Origin of the sequence: Paenibacillus periandrae (genome assembly GCF_022458865.1) — a bacterium.
GTDB classification, from domain to species: Bacteria; Bacillota; Bacilli; order Paenibacillales; family NBRC-103111; genus Paenibacillus_S; species Paenibacillus_S periandrae.
Window position 1 is genome coordinate 304,444 of record NZ_JAJNMU010000005.1, and the last position, 15,583, is coordinate 320,026.

18 protein-coding genes are annotated in these 15,583 nt (G+C 44.5%); 6 read left to right on the forward strand and 12 right to left on the reverse strand.

All coding sequences use genetic code 11. The annotated features are described in order from the left end of the window. Window positions 1–11: 11 nt before the first annotated feature. Complete coding sequence (locus tag LRL21_RS10410) at window positions 12–848, reverse strand: YitT family protein (protein WP_240415711.1); 837 nt, start codon at window positions 846–848, stop codon at window positions 12–14. A gap of 233 nt (window positions 849–1,081) precedes the next feature. Here LRL21_RS10410 and LRL21_RS10415 point away from each other — a divergent pair, with 233 nt between their 5' ends. Together LRL21_RS10415 and LRL21_RS10420 are read left to right on the forward strand one after the other, a co-directional pair. Beyond that, on the forward strand, window positions 1,082–1,555 hold the full coding sequence (locus tag LRL21_RS10415) for a MarR family winged helix-turn-helix transcriptional regulator (protein ID WP_240415712.1): 474 nt from the start codon (window positions 1,082–1,084) through the stop codon (window positions 1,553–1,555). Beyond that, window positions 1,530–2,414, forward strand: coding sequence for a pirin family protein (locus tag LRL21_RS10420; protein WP_240415713.1), 885 nt, complete (start codon window positions 1,530–1,532; stop codon window positions 2,412–2,414). The genes LRL21_RS10415 and LRL21_RS10420 overlap by 26 nt, the downstream gene beginning before the upstream one ends. A 57-nt stretch (window positions 2,415–2,471) precedes the next feature. On the opposite strand, the gene LRL21_RS10425 is transcribed toward LRL21_RS10420, so the two are convergent. Next, entirely contained in the window at window positions 2,472–2,912 is a 441-nt protein-coding gene (locus tag LRL21_RS10425; RefSeq protein ID WP_240415714.1) for an SRPBCC family protein, read from the reverse strand. Between the two features lie 208 nt (window positions 2,913–3,120). On the opposite strand from LRL21_RS10425, the gene LRL21_RS46765 reads away from it, so the two are divergent. From LRL21_RS46765 to LRL21_RS10445, 4 genes are all read left to right on the forward strand, one after another. Next, entirely contained in the window at window positions 3,121–3,513 is a 393-nt protein-coding gene (locus tag LRL21_RS46765) for a sigma factor-like helix-turn-helix DNA-binding protein (protein WP_420832434.1), read from the forward strand. 135 nt (window positions 3,514–3,648) lie between these two features. Beyond that, window positions 3,649–4,287 carry an HD domain-containing protein gene (locus LRL21_RS10435; RefSeq protein ID WP_240415715.1) on the forward strand — a complete coding sequence of 213 codons (639 nt, stop codon included), beginning with the start codon at window positions 3,649–3,651 and terminating at the stop codon, window positions 4,285–4,287. 53 nt (window positions 4,288–4,340) lie between these two features. Then, window positions 4,341–5,243 (forward strand): LysR family transcriptional regulator, encoded by a 903-nt coding sequence (locus LRL21_RS10440; protein WP_240415716.1) that lies wholly within the window; start codon window positions 4,341–4,343, stop codon window positions 5,241–5,243. A 219-nt stretch (window positions 5,244–5,462) separates the two neighbouring features. Next, complete coding sequence (locus LRL21_RS10445; RefSeq protein ID WP_240415717.1) at window positions 5,463–6,848, forward strand: MFS transporter; 1,386 nt, start codon at window positions 5,463–5,465, stop codon at window positions 6,846–6,848. A 103-nt stretch (window positions 6,849–6,951) separates the two neighbouring features. Here the strand turns inward: LRL21_RS10445 and LRL21_RS10450 are convergent, their stop codons facing one another. The 10 genes from LRL21_RS10450 to LRL21_RS10495 form a co-directional block, all read right to left on the reverse strand. Next, a complete protein-coding gene (locus LRL21_RS10450) occupies window positions 6,952–7,422 on the reverse strand; it encodes a NanQ anomerase/TabA/YiaL family protein (RefSeq protein WP_240415718.1) in 471 nt (156 codons plus the stop codon). A gap of 57 nt (window positions 7,423–7,479) precedes the next feature. Continuing rightward, window positions 7,480–8,334, reverse strand: a complete 855-nt coding sequence (locus LRL21_RS10455) for a MurR/RpiR family transcriptional regulator (protein ID WP_240415719.1) — start codon at window positions 8,332–8,334, stop codon at window positions 7,480–7,482. A gap of 67 nt (window positions 8,335–8,401) precedes the next feature. Continuing rightward, complete coding sequence (locus tag LRL21_RS10460) at window positions 8,402–9,280, reverse strand: ROK family protein (RefSeq protein WP_240415720.1); 879 nt, start codon at window positions 9,278–9,280, stop codon at window positions 8,402–8,404. A gap of 9 nt (window positions 9,281–9,289) precedes the next feature. Then, window positions 9,290–9,979: an N-acetylmannosamine-6-phosphate 2-epimerase gene (locus LRL21_RS10465; RefSeq protein ID WP_275900681.1), complete on the reverse strand. Its 690-nt coding sequence runs from the start codon at window positions 9,977–9,979 to the stop codon at window positions 9,290–9,292. 27 nt (window positions 9,980–10,006) lie between these two features. Beyond that, a complete protein-coding gene (locus tag LRL21_RS10470; RefSeq protein ID WP_240415722.1) occupies window positions 10,007–10,849 on the reverse strand; it encodes a carbohydrate ABC transporter permease in 843 nt (280 codons plus the stop codon). Between the two features lie 13 nt (window positions 10,850–10,862). Then, window positions 10,863–11,738 (reverse strand): carbohydrate ABC transporter permease, encoded by an 876-nt coding sequence (locus LRL21_RS10475; protein ID WP_240415723.1) that lies wholly within the window; start codon window positions 11,736–11,738, stop codon window positions 10,863–10,865. 80 nt (window positions 11,739–11,818) lie between these two features. Next, the gene (locus LRL21_RS10480; protein ID WP_240415724.1) at window positions 11,819–13,234 is read right to left on the reverse strand and encodes an ABC transporter substrate-binding protein; all 1,416 of its coding nucleotides are present in this window, start codon (window positions 13,232–13,234) and stop codon (window positions 11,819–11,821) included. 8 nt (window positions 13,235–13,242) lie between these two features. Next, on the reverse strand, window positions 13,243–13,902 hold the full coding sequence (locus tag LRL21_RS10485) for an SGNH/GDSL hydrolase family protein (protein ID WP_240415725.1): 660 nt from the start codon (window positions 13,900–13,902) through the stop codon (window positions 13,243–13,245). Then, window positions 13,899–14,810 carry a dihydrodipicolinate synthase family protein gene (locus tag LRL21_RS10490; protein WP_240415726.1) on the reverse strand — a complete coding sequence of 304 codons (912 nt, stop codon included), beginning with the start codon at window positions 14,808–14,810 and terminating at the stop codon, window positions 13,899–13,901. Before LRL21_RS10490 ends, LRL21_RS10485 begins: the two co-directional genes overlap by 4 nt. 289 nt (window positions 14,811–15,099) lie before the next feature. After that, a complete protein-coding gene (locus LRL21_RS10495) occupies window positions 15,100–15,441 on the reverse strand; it encodes a zinc ribbon domain-containing protein YjdM (protein WP_240415727.1) in 342 nt (113 codons plus the stop codon). Between the last annotated feature and the right edge of the window lie 142 nt (window positions 15,442–15,583).

The following is a 15,583-nucleotide window of genomic DNA, read 5'->3' on the forward strand; positions in this document are numbered from 1 at the left end:
TCCCTTGTGTGTTACTTTGAAATATCAACAAACCCATTGCCGAATACATCACGCACATCATGAACAGTAATAAACGCATTTTTATCTATCGACTTCACTATTTTTTTGAGCAAGCTGACTTCCTGCTTACTGACGACAATATAGAGGATCTCTCTGGGTTGTTTGGAATAGTAGCCATGGCCATAGATGACGGTAACACCTCTGTCCAACCGCACGTTCACTTGCTCGGCGATCTTATTCTGTTCCTCGGATATGATCGTGACCGCCTTTTTGGGATTAACGCCTTCAATAATAAAATCCATCACTTTGGTGCCAACATAAAGCATAATAATCGTAAGCATCAAGCTCTGGGCCCCAATAATAAAATAGGAAGAGGCAGCTACGATCAAATCCAACATCAGCAAGGAGTAGCTGATATTCCAGTCCAAATACTTATTTGCAATTCTGGCCAGTATCGTCGAGCCTGCCGTAGTACCGCCAACCCGTATGATCAAGCCTAGCCCGATACCTGCAAATACCCCGCCAAATATGGCATTCACCAGCAGTTCATTAGAGGAAATGCGCCAACCCTCTGTAACGTACAGAAAAAAAGAATTAAAGACCACAGCAATAATCGTATAAATAATCGTCATCTTGTCCAAAAACCTATAGCCGATCATCAGTAAAAATGCATTCAATATCAAGTTGACCAGTCCCGGAGACCATTGGAACAAGTAAAATAAAATAATCGTTAATCCCGTAACCCCACCCTCACCGAACGTATTGGGAATAATAAAAAGATTAACCGCCAGTGCGAACATCAAAGAACCTGTTATAAGAAAAATCATATCTATGCCCTTTTGTTTCATGACAATGCCACCTTTTATATACACGATCCATATGCGAGCGTCCTATACGCGTCAATAGTATACCATATTACGCAATTACGCATTAAATCGAAGATTTTTAGGCTGGCTGTTCGACGATAGCGCCCCTATCACCCAATCATATCGATGGAAGCATGGTTGACTAAACATCTTTTATATGATATCTTTAATTTAAGATTATTTATATGAAGATATTATCGATGAGGTGATGCACCATGACGAAGCAGGCCGCGGATGATGATCAAGCTCTTTCACTCAAGCTCTTGGTCGTGTTATCCAAAACCTACAAGAGCCTTATGGATAAGGCTGCCAAGGATGTTAAAAATTATGAGTTAACTCCCTCCGAGTTCGGGATCCTGGAGGTATTATCGACCAAAGGCAAAATACCCATTCAACAAATTCGCGAGAAAATTCTAATCACAAGCGGCACGATGACTTATAACCTGGATAAGCTGGAGAAAAAGGGGCTCGTTGAACGGACCCCTTGTCTTGAAGACCGAAGGGTTGTTTATGCGGATTTGACGGTTGCAGGTAAAGAAATGATTGATCGTATTTTCCCACAGCATGCAGAAAGTATACAGCAAATCATGAATGGCCTTTCGCCAGCGCAAAAGCAAGCAACCATTGAGCTGCTCAAACTATTGGGTAAAGGAGTGCATGAATATGACAACATCATTCAGAACTATTGAGGGAACCTATCAGGGGGCACCCTTCCATATGGTAGGGGATGGATTTCGAGTATCCAACTACTTTCCGTCGGGTAATAACTTCGGACAACGATTCAGCCCGTTTATTCTCATGGACTATAACGCACCATTTGTTTTTCCACCCAGCAGTAAAACCAAAGGAGTCGGCGCTCATCCTCACAGAGGCTTCGAAACGGTATCTATTGCTTATGACGGTTATGTCGAGCATCATGATAATCATGGCAATCACGGGATCATTGGACCCGGCGATGTTCAGTGGATGACAGCGGGCTCTGGACTGCTGCATAAGGAATATCATGAGAAGGGATTTTCGCAACGCGGCGGCCGTTTTCATTTTATTCAGCTGTGGGTTAATCTCCCGCGTGCGAATAAGATGCACCCGCCCCAATATCAGGAATTGCTGAAATCAAATATGGGCAGAGTAGAGCTGCCTAATGATGGCGGAGAAGTCCGTATCATCGCTGGTGAGTACAACGGCGTTCGCGGGCCTGCCAGCACCTTCACACCGATCCATTTGTTTGATATTGATTTCAAAGCTAATGGGAGAGCGCAATTCGAGCTTCCCTCCTCGTTTAACACCGCGGCCTTGGTGCTTAGAGGAGAAGCCAAAATCAACGAAACCACTATCGCGAGCGAAGGAACCTTTGTCCTATTTAGCAATACTCCCGGTGAGATCGTCATTGAGGGACAAAGCGATGATACACTGGTCATTATCCTAAGCGGGGAACCCATCAATGAACCCATTTTTCAACAAGGTCCTTTCGTCATGAATAGCCGCGATGAGATTACTGAAGCTTATCAAGATTTTCAATCAGGCAAAATGGGCAGCGCAAATTTCTAACACATCAGGGAAATCACTGCGCAGCCGCGATGAGATGACTTCTGGATTTATCGGGAGTCATTTTTTTGTAATTTGGTTTGTGATCGCGATTAATACCTGTTCCCAATGAAGCTTCATCTGTTCTCTTGTGTTGGAACTATCCAGCTTTTCCTGATGAAAGCTAATCGTTGTTTTGTCTGGCTTATCAGATAGCAAACGAATTTGCAGAGTGGATGGCTGTTCCCATTCCTTGGTCCCCCACGTCATACGGAGTTGTTGAAACGGCTTAACCACTCTCAGCTGGCCTGTATTGCCTTCTTTGGATCGAAAAGATTCTCCCACGCTTAGATGAAGGGACGGCAGATCGCCGAGCCATAATTTCAAGCCCTCAGGAGAGATCAGAAATGCCCAGGCCTGCTCCTGGGAGATAGGAAGCGTTCTTCGAACTCCGACTTGAAAACCTACTGCAGCCGTTTGACCAATAACCTTGTGCGCCCCGGAAGACAGCTTATTGTCCAATTACAACACCTCATTCACCATAGTAGGGATCGATAACCACCAAGCAGTGTCACAGCGTACCCTTGGGTTGGTTACTGTTAACTGACTAACACCCTTTCTTCATCATAATTCCATTCTTCCCAATTGTAAAATATAGGATGAAATCATCTGTCACAACAATACCTCCTTCTCCGTTATATGTACATATCGCAACAAGGAGATGGTTAACATGAAACAATTGACCTGCATTATCGTTGGGGGTGGCTATGCTGGAATTAACGCAATCCAAGCCATTCACAAAGACTTGCTATCTTACGCGATGCTCGTGCTGCTTGAGCGTCTGTCTCCGTCAGAACGGACGGTGTTCGTCCTTCGCGAAGCTCTCTGCTTTGATTATGCTGATATCGCTGATTTGATAGGCAAAAGCGAAATCAATTGCCGCAAGCTCATCAGTCGCGCCAGAGAAAAGATGGGAATTGACCAGCATGCTTCAGTTCCTGCTGAAGGAGCAAGCGAGGAATGGGTAGGCCGCTTCCTGCACACTGAACACAATATGATTCGTGGTGTCTACTTCATTAGAAACCCTGACAAGCTGAGGTTGATCGAGGCAAGTTATAAATAACCAATGGATACTTCATAGATACGAAAAATCATGTGCTACATCTATCGTTATCATAGAAACAATAATATTGATCGATCATTATTAAGGACTTTATAATGGGTGAGTATTCAACTACCTATGAGGAGGCCCTTTATTATGTTGAAATCCATTGCTGATATTCGTATTCCTGACAGTAAGCTGGCGGTTGGAGCGGCTGAATTGCTTCGTGAGCATGGTGACACCCTATTATGGAACCATTCCCACCGCGTCTATCTTTTCGGTGCTCTGCAAGGCCGTCAGGCAGGAGTCAAATTCGATCCTGAGCTTCTTTATATTAGCGCACTTTTTCATGACTTGGGGCTTACCCCGAAATATAGCAGCCCTGACAAACGTTTTGAAGTCGATGGGGCTAATGCAGCCCGAAGCTATCTTCTGCAGCACGGAGTTCCCGATGAGTCTGTTCGACTAGTATGGGATGCTATCGCCCTTCACACGACCATCGGGGTTGCCCAGTATAAGGAGCCCGAAGTGGCGTTAATCTATTCAGGAGTAGGCTATGATGTGATGGGTGACAACTTTGACAGCATCTCGGAGGACATACGTGAGAAGGTGGTTGTTGCGTTCCCGCGTGACAATTTTAAAGCAAAGATTTTGCCAGCGTTCCTTGAAGGCTTTAAGCATAAGCCAGAAACTACATTCGGGAATATTAAAGCCGATATATGCGGACTTTTACTTCCTGGCTTTAAGCATACCAATTTTTGTGACTGTGTGCTGCACTCCCCGTGGAAGGAGTAGCGGTATAATAGGGACATTGTGATCAATCCTGATAATGTCTTGCGGAGGTCAATATGGAAATCAGACAGTTGGAATATTTTATGGCCGTATGCAAGACGCTTCATTTTACACGTGCTTCGGAGGAGCTTGGGATCACACAGCCTACATTAAGCCACCAAATCAAAGCCTTGGAGGATGAAATGGGCACACTGCTTTTTGACCGAATAGGAAAGAGAACAGCGCTAACCGAAGCTGGACTTATTCTATTAAAGCATTGCCACACCATCTTCAACAGCATGGAAAGTGCGCGGGGAGAGATTCAGGAGCTGCAGGCTATGAAACAAGGCAGCTTGACAATAGGAGCTCTAACGGGCGAGCTTAATCAATTGGTATCCCAATTAATATTGGAATTTCACCATACTTATCCCAACATCAAGATTACGATTGTTAGTTCAGATGATATTGTTGAACGGGCCCTGCAGAATGAAATTGACTTTGCTTTAACGATTATTCCGGTGCATGATGAACGAATGACCACAGTGCCCTTATACGAGGAAGAGCTGTATTTGGCTATTTCCAAGCAGCATCCTATGGCTCATAAAGCTACCATCCATTTAGATGAAATAGCCCATTTGCCCTTCATTATGTTCCCCAAGTACTATAAGTGCCGCCAACAAATCGATGCTGCATGTTCATTGCAAGAAATAAGCATCTCTCCGTTAATTGAAACAGACTCACCAGAAACAATTATTAGCTTGATAGAAAATCAGGCAGGCGTATCAATCCTCTCCAGAACGCTGTTGAACATTTGGAATCATGAACACATCAACATTATCAAAATCGAAAGCCCCTCTTTCCACAGACAAATCGGAGTGGTCCATCACAAGGAAAAATATATGGGGTACGCTGCACGTGAATTCATCGATTTATTAAAAAAAACGACAGCAGCTTATCATTCGCTGCTACCATCGACGTGACCTCGCAGATGATTTGGATATCGAGCTAAAATATTGTACAACGACCTCACGGAATTTTAGAGCGGTCTGCGAAATGCACCGCCCCCTGTGTCATAAAAAAGCTATCCCCCTCCATTCATTCCTTCAAATCAATGAGATCATAACATAAAATGCGTTGGAATGAATGAGCGAATTCAAGTACTATGACATTACTACGCTTTTGGGGGGGGGGGACCACAATTGAATGTTCGCAGCAGGTGGTTAATGATTTCAGTTGGTCTCGGGATACTATTGAACCCGTTAAATTCTTCGATGGTTTCTGTTGCTATTCCAAGTTTGCAAAATGTGTTCCAACTGGACTTTACAAGTGTTTCCTGGATTATTTTTTCGTTCTACATTGCAAGTGCTATCGCTCAGCCTGTCATGGGGAAAGCCAGCGATTTATTCGGTCGCAGGAGGATATTTCTAACCGGGCTTGTTGTAGCCTTTATTGCATCATTATTAGCTCCATTATCACCAAGCTTCGGGTGGCTCATTGTGTTCCGCATTGTGCAGTCCATCGGAACAAGTATGATGGTTGGGGTTGGAATGGCTATTGTGCGAATTCATATTACGGAGAAACAAGCGACTGCGCTGTCTGTTTTGTCCATTTTTCTATCGGGAGCGGCAGCTCTTGGACCTTTTATTGGCGGAGTCATCATTCACTGGTGGGGCTGGCCGGCTATCTTTTTCGTCAATATTCCATTCGTGGCTGTGAGTTTTCTATTATCCTGGAGAAATATTCCTAAGGACGAAACGTCAACTTCCCTTGCACCGGGCATGTCCTTTCGTAAATGGTTTGATTTGATTGACGCACCAGGGGTCGTGCTGTTCACAGTGGGTCTGGTCGCCCTGCTCGTTGGATTACTATCAGCAAAATCATCCGGGCAAATCTCATTAAGTCATGTTACTGTCGGGTTAGTAGGCCTCGCTCTGCTGGGAGTATTCGTACGACATGAGTTCAAAGCGGCATCACCCTTTATTCCCTTACGTACATTCGCCAAATATCCTGCGATGACTTGGGTTAATGTCGAATTCATGCTCGTTAACGTACTTTATTACTCGCTTTTTTTCGGGCTTCCGTCCTACTTGCAAATGGTACGTCATGTCAACGAGCTCCAAACAGGGATTCTCATGCTAAGCTTAGGCTTGTGCTCGCTAGTTGCTTCACCAATAGCAGGCCGATGGATCGATAAATCAGGACCTCGACCCGCATTGCTGGTGTCTGCAATTTTGATGACATTGGGGTCGATATGGCTCGTGACATTGAATCAAACTTCACCGGTTATCAGCGTATGTTTGGCTTTGGCTGCATTCGGTATTAGCAACGGTTTGAACAATGTAGGTATGCAAGCAGCCCTGTTCCAAAGCTCTCCAAAAGAAATAATCGGTGTAGCCTCCGGATTATTTAATACATCGAGATATCTGGGAACCATTCTCTCTTCATTGTTGATCGGTATCGTAATGGGAGGTACGTTCAGCTTCGAGGGATTTCAAATGCTTGGGATCGCCCTCACGGTAATTGCATTGTCCTTGGTATTCATGAATTGGCGGCGCCGGGAGTCCGGGCAATTGCAGAAGTCGTAGGTTCAACAATTGTGACAGCTTCAAATAGCAAAAGCCCAGTATCTGTATACCGGGCTTTTGTCTCAAATACGGACAGCTTGCCTTCATGCATAACCAATCGATTTTATGATGTAAACAAATCCACATGAATTTTCACTACGGCCTTCTTGATTTTCGTTTGCTGCCCCATGCCGGGTCTGTGAATATCGTTCGGGAAAAAGACCGCATACATCCCAGGCTTGAGCTGGAGCAATAGCTCGTCCGCTGAAGGCTCATACAGCACATAGTCCTGCTCACTGTCATATGGCTTCGCGGCTGCAGCATCGTCCCGAAGTGCCGACCAGCCGATTGTCTCTTCGCCTTCAATCAGGTAATGGACATCGATATACTTTTCATGCTTCTCAGCAAGCTGCTCCTGCATGGGCTTGGTATCGAATTCCATAATCGTCGCGTATAGCTGGTCACCCTTGATTTCAAAACACCCTGCAGCAGCATTTGGTTTGAGGATGGCATTCAGCTCCTCTATGGCCGATACGATAATCTTATGCTCAAATGCAGCTTGGCTTTCCCATAATGACATTGAACCTATAATCATAACCGATTCCCCCAATTGCGTATCTCAACAAGCATTTCATTCAGTATTTGCACATTGTCAAAGCAATTTAACCGTCACGGACGCTGCCGTGCTTTCCTTATTTCTAATGGACTCCTCATAATCTCTTTTGAAATATTCAACATATAAGAGATCCAGCAAATAGAGCTGTGATATCTTCGCAGATAAGGAGCCGCCCTGCAAAGGGCCTTCGTTCGCACCGCACAGCAGCGTAAGATCCGAATAGGAAGTGAGCGGGGACTTCTCGAATCTGGTAATGGAAATGATCGTCGCGCCGCGTTCCTTTACCTTCTTGGCTACCTCGATGGTGTCCTTGGTAGAGCCGGAATAAGAAATAATCACAGCGACATCCCGTTTGGTCATTAATGCTGCCGACATCATCTGAAGATGCGAATCGATCGTACATTCCGTTTTGTTGGTAATGCGCATAAACTTGATTTTCGCTTCCATGGCCGTCATTAATGAAGAGCCGACACCAAAAAAGATGACCCGTTCCGCTTTAAGCAGATGGTCTATGGCTTGATCCATTTTGGCGATATCGATTAAATTAAACGTTTCGTTCAAGGCGCTGATATTGGTTGCCAGCACCTTGGAAGCCACCTGATCGATCGTATCATTCATCAGAACCTTGTCTGTGAGCTGTGGTATTTCATTTTCCACCGTGATGCTATGTGCCAGTGCAATCTTGAAATCCTGATACCCTTTGTAGCTCAAGGATCTGCAAAACCTGAATATACTCGATTCACCCACTCCGCAAGCATCCGCAAGGTCGGTAATGGACATGTATACCACACTTTTCGCATGTTCGAGGACATGGTCCGCTACTTTTTTTTCCGTATTCGTCAGGTTATTGTACTTGGAATGTATCGTTGTAAAAATATTGACTGCGCGCAACCTATCACCTCTTTTAATCCTCAAAATTCAGACGCTCGGGGCTTCAGGGATTACAGGTGCGCGACATTCATCGTAAAAATAGTGATGCCGCACCTAATAAACCAGCCTTGTTCCCAAGTGATGCCTTAACTATCTTCACGTCCGAGAAACTCTCCATAATCAAATCCTTGGTTTGTACCTCGACTAGACGAACCAGCTCATCCTGCTCCATCACTCCGCCACCAACAATAATAGCCGATGGATTAAAAATATGAATGAGTGATGCTAAGCCCACGGCTGCCTCAGCCGTCCAGGCGTGTACTATTTGCTGCAGCTTATCGTTGCCTGTTCTTATTTTATCAAATAATACTTTCCCGTCCACACATTCCGGATCGGCTTGCATGGCCATTCGAACCAAGGCTGTCGTTGAGGCATAGGTTTCATAGTAAGGCTTGCCTGCACTGCTGCTCATTTCCGACAACGGACGCGTAAGCATATGCCCAAACTCCGCGGCCACCCCATTCGCTCCCCGGTAGATGTTGCGGTTGATGACGATAGCCCCGCCGATTCCTGTGCCAAAAGTAAGACATAAGAAATCTTGAAACGATTGGGCTGCACCAAAGTAAGCTTCTCCAAGCGCGGCCGCATTGACATCATTTTCTACCTTAACCGGCTTGTGAAATCGATTTTCTACAAGCTCCCTGATTTTCATGCCCGTGTAATCCGGAATATTGGGATTTGCATAAACAATATATCCTTCTTCGGCATTGACTTGACCGGCTGTACTGATGGCAATGGCGTCGTATTCCTCATAGTCGGCCATCTGGTCAAGCAATCTTTTCACGACATGAGGGCCTCCCCTATCGCTTTCCGTCGGGTACTCCTTAAATTGATCGATATGTCCTCGTTCATCGCAAATGCCCATCTTCGAGTTGGTCCCACCGATATCCGCCGCTAATATTTTCATAGTCATTTGTTATTGAACAGCCTTCATAAATTTTTTGGTGATTTCCATCGGTCTCGTAATGGCAGACCCCACTACAGCCGAGTAAATACCCAAATCAAATAGTCTTTTTAATTCCTCGGGTGTCGAAATACCGCCCTCTGCAATGACGGGAACAGATACCGTATTCACGAGTCTCTCGATCAATTCAAAATCTGGCAAGATTTTGTCTTTGGTCGCTTCTGTATAACCGCTTAACGTAGTTCCGATACTGTCGAACCCAAGCTCAACAGCTGTGAGGGCCTCCTCATAGGTCGAGCAATCCGCCATAAAGAGCTGATCCTTGTACTTTTCTCTTATGCGAGGAAACAGCTCCGTTATGGTTGAGCCATCCGGTCTTCTGCGGTCGGTGGCATCCATCGCGATCATATCTACACCTTCGCGGTAAAGCTCATCGACTTCCTTCATCGTAGGGGTAATAAATACTTCCGAGCCTTCATAAACACTTTTGATAATCCCGATGATCGGTAAATCCACATGCTGTTTGATTTCCTTAATATCGTCCACGCTGTTAGCTCGAATTCCCGAAGCGCCACCCAAGTAAGCCGCGTACGCCATTCTTCCCATAATAAATGGGCTGTGCAGCGGTTCTTCAGGCAGCGCTTGACAAGAAACGACCAGCTTTCTTTGTATCATATCGAGTATATTTCTGTTTGTATACATCAGCTTCCAACTCCACACCTATAATATTTACTCTTTGACAGCTCCAGCTGTCATACCTTGGGTAAAGTACCGTTGGAATAAAATAAAGATCAATAACATCGGTATTGCAGCCACCGTGGCCCCCGCCATTTTATAAGCGAAGTTCGGATTCAGATCCTGCATCAAGGTAGCGGTACCTACCATTAATGTTTTCATGTTCTTCTCTTGCCCTACGACGGATTGCCATAGGTAGTCGTTCCAGACCTGAACGAAGTTTAAGATAAATAATGCACCGATGCCCGGTTTGACAATAGGCAGCATGATTTGCATAAAAGTTTTCCATTCGCCAGCCCCATCAATTCTGGCCGCTTCTCTTAAAGCATTCGGAGTCGCATCAAAAAAACCTTTTAACAAAAACACCCCAAATGCGGTAGCAACGTTCGGCCATATCATACCGCTGTAGCTGTTGACCATTCCGAATTGCTGCGTAATCCGAAATAAAGGAACAATCATGATTTCCTTAGGAATCATCAGGCTGGAAATAAAAATGATGAATATGATATCTTTGCCTTTGAATTTAAGCTTCGAGAAGGCATATGCGGCCATCGCCCCTACGATGATGACAAGGACGGTGGAGGCACCCGATACAAATATGCTGTTGAATGCCCATCTTAAAGCCGGTTGGCTTTGAAACACATCGGCATAGTTCGAGAAGGTGATCGTGCTCGGCCACCAGTCGGGCGGCATCTTCACAACATCCGAGCTGTTTTTCAGCGAGCTTGTAAACAACCAATATAAAGGAAACAAGTTAAACAGCGCGAGAAGAAAGATAATGATATTGGATATAATATCAGATCGTTCCATCTTCTTCTTGTTATTTTTCTGCGACATCCGGAGTACCCCCTTACTTTTCCTTAATCAAGCTTCTTAGCTGAGGCATCGACAACAACAACGTAATCACGAACATAATAACCCCTACTGCCGAAGCCGTACCGAGCTGATTATATTTGAAGGCATTATTATAGAGATAGTACATGAGCGTCACAGAGGAATTATTCGGTCCTCCGCCTGTTAAGAGCTGAATCACAACAAATATTTTCAAAACAGCAATGATGTTGATAATAACAATATAAACCGTGGTCGATTGGACGGAAGGAATCAGTATTTTAAAAATAACCTGCCATCTGCTGGCTCCATCCACTTCCGCAGCCTCGAACAGATCCTTGGAAACGCCGAGCATCGCGGCGATATACAGGATGATCGCTTGACCCACATTTGTTACGAACGTTACGAATATAATAACCGGCATAACCGTCTGTGTTTTCCCAAGGAGATTAACCGTGCCCAGACCCATTTCCTTAGAAAAATAAGAAATCAGTCCATTAGCAGGATTCAGCAAGAAGCTCCACACCATACTCATCACGACCATAGATACCATTACGGGTATATAGTAGCTGCCTCTAATAAAGGAGACATACTTCGCATTCTTATCGAATACAGCGGAAGCTACGAACAATGCAAATCCAACCGTTAAAATGACGATACAAACAACGAACACAATCGTATTGAAAAGCGCCTTAAAAAATACATCATCACTAAACAGCGACACGTAATTGCTCAGTCCAACAAACTTCTCGGTTTGATAATTGATCTGATACAAGCTAAGCCTAATGCCTTCTATGATCGGATATACCAGAAAAATTAAGAAAATCAGCATCTGCGGCAAAATAAACAAATAACCGGTCATACTTTCTTTGGTGGATTGATTACGTAGTCTCATGTCGTATACCTTTCTAATTAGCTGGCCCTAGAAGCTCGTCGCTCCCAAGGCTGCTAATCGTGAATTGTTTATTTACGGGGTTACTTTTTTTGGTAAATGATCGAATTCTCTTTGTTGGTTTGAATCACCTTGTTACCGCCAGTCTGATACTCCTTAACGAACTGCTCCGGTGTCTTGGCTCCTGTATACAGAGCTTGGAGTCCCGGATAAAGAACTTCTCTCAGCTGGCTGTATCCAGGGACGTTGCCGGTGAAATTAAACAAATATTTGGAATTAGCATTGTAAGCGGCAAATAACGGCTTTTCGTTCTTGAACTCATCCGAGACAGAGCTTCTTACAGGAATACCGTTTTTGGACGATTTCACCAGCTCTGGGTCCGTAGAGAAAAATTTCACGAAATCTTTTGCCACTTCGACTCTTTTCTCATCTTTATTCTGGAATACGCTGGCTCCAACCACATACGTAAAGGACAGCGGCTCTCCAGTTGCGGATGGAATGTTCGCCAGCCTAATATCGAACTTGGTAGATTTGCCTGTATCCATGCCGATCTTCATATTGTTGAACAAGATCGGATTCGTGAAGCTGATCGCGAGCTGCTGATTCTGGAACATTCCGTTAGCGTCATTGGACGATACCGATTCAGGTCCCGGATTCGTATAACCCGCATCTTTGATTTTTTTCAGCCAAGCCGCAGCCTTGACGCCTTTTTCGTCATCGAGAGCGACGTTGCCCTTATCATCAAAAAATTTATTGCCAAACATTCTCAAATAAGCAAGATTCCATGTATCCCCTTGGTTATTGACTGCAAATAAGGACATTGGATACGTGTTGGAATATTTGTCCTTGGGCAGATTGTCTTTAAGTCCCTTCAGGATTTGCTCGTATTCGTCCAAAGTCCACGTTTTAATTTCGTTTTCTCCGCCGATGAACTTATCCAGGCCTGCGGCTTTAAGCATATCTGCGTTATACACCAACGTGCCGGGATTGTGCTGGAACGGGTAAAAATAAATATCTTTGCCAAAGGTTACCGCATCCCAATAGCTCTGGGAAATATCGCTTTTGGCTTTGTCATCGACAATATCGTTCAACGGTACCATGGTACCGCGGTGCACATAATCTCCCATTGCAAAAACGCTCTCAAAAAATACATCTGGAGCCGTGCCGCTGCTTAAGTTTACATTAAGAAGCTGATCACGCTGATCGCCGGCAATAACCTCCACATTAATTTTCGCATCATATTTCTTGTATTGGGCTGTAAATTTCTCGGCTGCATATTTAAGGAAGCTGTCATAATCTGCACCTTTTTCCGATGCATCCAAAACACCCTTCCACTGAGGCGTCAGCCATACCTTGATCTCAACCTTTTTTCCGGCAGAAGCTTGCCCTGCACTGGCCCCACTATTACCTGCCTCATTATTACCGCCTGAACAGCCAGCAATAACCGAAGTCAATATCATCAAAGCGCCAGTAGCAGTAAGTAGGCGTTTTCTTTTCATGTGTACATCTACCTCTCATTTAAAATACTTGTGATTTGACCCCGCACAAATGCCGCCATTTGACGATGCCCATCCTGATCCAGATGCATATAATCAATTTCATTCATGACAACCTCTGCTTTCGAATCGGCAAAATGAATGTCCGTTCCTTTCAGCAGATCGTTCAGATGTTCCGCGAGCTCCAATGATTTTTGACTGCACTGAATTCCCATTGATTTGCCTATTGGGGTGTCCACATACTTCTCACCTATCGGAGGCGGGGCAATTACCAGAACCTCCGGAGAATGACCGTCTATACCTGACGCTGTTGCTCTGGCTTTCTTCGCCAATCGAACAATGCCTTGAGCAATATTATATGAAGTTAAATGAAAGCGAGCTTTCGTGTCGTTGGTTCCGAGCATGATGACAACCAGATCCAATGGTGAATGCGACATCAGACATGGGCACAAATAGGATAGACCTGACAAGCCTTCGAACAAGGGATCTTCACTTACACTCGTTCTTCCGCTGAGACCCTCTTCGATAATACGGCATGAGCTGCCAAGCTCAGCGGCCAGAAGCCCCGTCCATCTCGTCGCTTCATCGAATCTTGCATCCGTTTCGGCATTGTAGCCCCAAGTGTTCGAGTCCCCAAAGCATACAATTGTTTTGTTCGTGAGTGGCCTCATTGGCAGTAGCGCTGAATAGCCTGATCGATCATAACAATAATCTCATCAATTGGGCCTGAATCCTCGCTGGAAATGCCTTCGAGTGGCGCTCTTACACTACCTACATTTACGCCTCTTCTATTGAGTATTTCCTTGATCACGGCGTACATCGACCCGCTCTGTGAGCATAGTGCAATAATGATGTCGTTGATATCGCTCTGGATGTGCTTGGCTTCCTCAAACTTACCTTGCAGGATGAATTGATTAGCCTGTAGGAATAGCTCCGGCATAGCTGCATAGGTGCCGCCGATCCCGCCATCAGCTCCCATGATTCTTCCAGCCACATACTGTTCATCCGGGCCGTTGAATACGATAACATCGTCTCCGCCCGTTTTTTTGAACCGCTCAATATCCATCGTCGGCATCGAAGAATTTTTGACGCCGATCACCTTTTTGTTGGCGAGCAGCTTCTCGAACAACGATGTCGTCAATGTGTAGCCCGTAGTCTGCGGAATGTTATAAATAATGAAGTCCAGAGACGTTGATTCGATAATATCCGTCCAATATTTAAATACAGAGCGATCGGGAAGCTTGAAGTAAATGGGTGGAATGGCAGATAAAGCATCGTATCCCAAGGCTGCCGCGTGCTTGGCCAATTCTATGCTATCTCTCGTGGAAGGTGCCCCCACATGGGCGATGAGCGTCATTTTGCCTTTCAAATGATTCGCTACATAGCTAAGTACCGCTTTACGTTCATCCAGGCTTTGGTAGATACACTCGCCGGAGCTTCCTCCGACATAGACCCCCTGGACCTTTTTTTCGTACAAATAATCACACAGAGCTTGGGTTCTGGCGTCTGAGATATCTCCTTGATCGTCATAGCATGCATAAAAGGCCGGTATAATTCCATGGAACTTTTCTAATTTCAATGAATTCCCCTCCTGTAGTTTCTATAATGTGAGCATAAATAACATATCACAATTTTTTGAGTCTGTAAATTAATTTCACCAATAAATATATTATGAAAATTATTTCCTCCTAATTAAAACCTCTTGATGTAAATTCTCGGTAATGGAATTCCAGGAGAGGCATTATTTCGCTTGATTATCCCTTATTATGGATCATTAATTCCATCCCTATGCAGCATTCCAAATAGGAAAAAGCCCTTCAAATTAAAGGGCCACCAATACTTACCTGTTCTGTTGGGTTCAGCTGATTTTATATCTTTTTGACAAATTCGGATTTTAATTTCATAGCTCCAAAGCTATCAATTTTGCAATCAATATCGTGGTCCCCGTCAACTAGACGTATGTTTTTGACTCGTGTTCCTATTTTGATGACGGATGAGCTTCCTTTTACTTTCAGATCCTTGATGACCGTTACCGAATCACCATCGTTCAAGATATTCCCATTTGCATCTTTAACAATCCTTTTATCTTCACTATGTTCGGACTCCGATTCTAAGGTCCATTCATGCGCACATTCCGGGCAAATCAACAAACTTCCATCCTCGTACGTATATTCGGACTGACATGCTGGGCAATTTGGTAAACTAGACATGATTCCATAGGCTCCATTCATTATTGATAGATGTATTATACCAATTCATCTTCAATTTTACAGCTTCATTTTAAAGCCCTCTGTGGCATACCCAAAGATTTTACTATACAATTACCATAAATCAATCTAACTGTGTGGTGAA

What these genes read in the sequence shown, in the direction of transcription:
- LRL21_RS10410 (WP_240415711.1), bottom strand. Translation starts at nt 848, where the DNA reads ATGAAACAAAAGGGCATAGATATGATTTTTCTTATAACAGGTTCTTTG.
- LRL21_RS10415 (WP_240415712.1), top strand. Translation starts at nt 1,082, where the DNA reads ATGACGAAGCAGGCCGCGGATGATGATCAAGCTCTTTCACTCAAGCTC.
- LRL21_RS10420 (WP_240415713.1), top strand. Translation starts at nt 1,530, where the DNA reads ATGACAACATCATTCAGAACTATTGAGGGAACCTATCAGGGGGCACCC.
- LRL21_RS46765 (WP_420832434.1), top strand. Translation starts at nt 3,121, where the DNA reads ATGAAACAATTGACCTGCATTATCGTTGGGGGTGGCTATGCTGGAATT.
- LRL21_RS10435 (WP_240415715.1), top strand. Translation starts at nt 3,649, where the DNA reads ATGTTGAAATCCATTGCTGATATTCGTATTCCTGACAGTAAGCTGGCG.
- LRL21_RS10440 (WP_240415716.1), top strand. Translation starts at nt 4,341, where the DNA reads ATGGAAATCAGACAGTTGGAATATTTTATGGCCGTATGCAAGACGCTT.
- LRL21_RS10450 (WP_240415718.1), bottom strand. Translation starts at nt 7,422, where the DNA reads ATGATTATAGGTTCAATGTCATTATGGGAAAGCCAAGCTGCATTTGAG.
- LRL21_RS10460 (WP_240415720.1), bottom strand. Translation starts at nt 9,280, where the DNA reads ATGAAAATATTAGCGGCGGATATCGGTGGGACCAACTCGAAGATGGGC.
- LRL21_RS10465 (WP_275900681.1), bottom strand. Translation starts at nt 9,979, where the DNA reads ATGTATACAAACAGAAATATACTCGATATGATACAAAGAAAGCTGGTC.
- LRL21_RS10470 (WP_240415722.1), bottom strand. Translation starts at nt 10,849, where the DNA reads ATGTCGCAGAAAAATAACAAGAAGAAGATGGAACGATCTGATATTATA.
- LRL21_RS10475 (WP_240415723.1), bottom strand. Translation starts at nt 11,738, where the DNA reads ATGAGACTACGTAATCAATCCACCAAAGAAAGTATGACCGGTTATTTG.
- LRL21_RS10480 (WP_240415724.1), bottom strand. Translation starts at nt 13,234, where the DNA reads ATGAAAAGAAAACGCCTACTTACTGCTACTGGCGCTTTGATGATATTG.
- LRL21_RS10485 (WP_240415725.1), bottom strand. Translation starts at nt 13,902, where the DNA reads ATGAGGCCACTCACGAACAAAACAATTGTATGCTTTGGGGACTCGAAC.
- LRL21_RS10495 (WP_240415727.1), bottom strand. Translation starts at nt 15,441, where the DNA reads ATGTCTAGTTTACCAAATTGCCCAGCATGTCAGTCCGAATATACGTAC.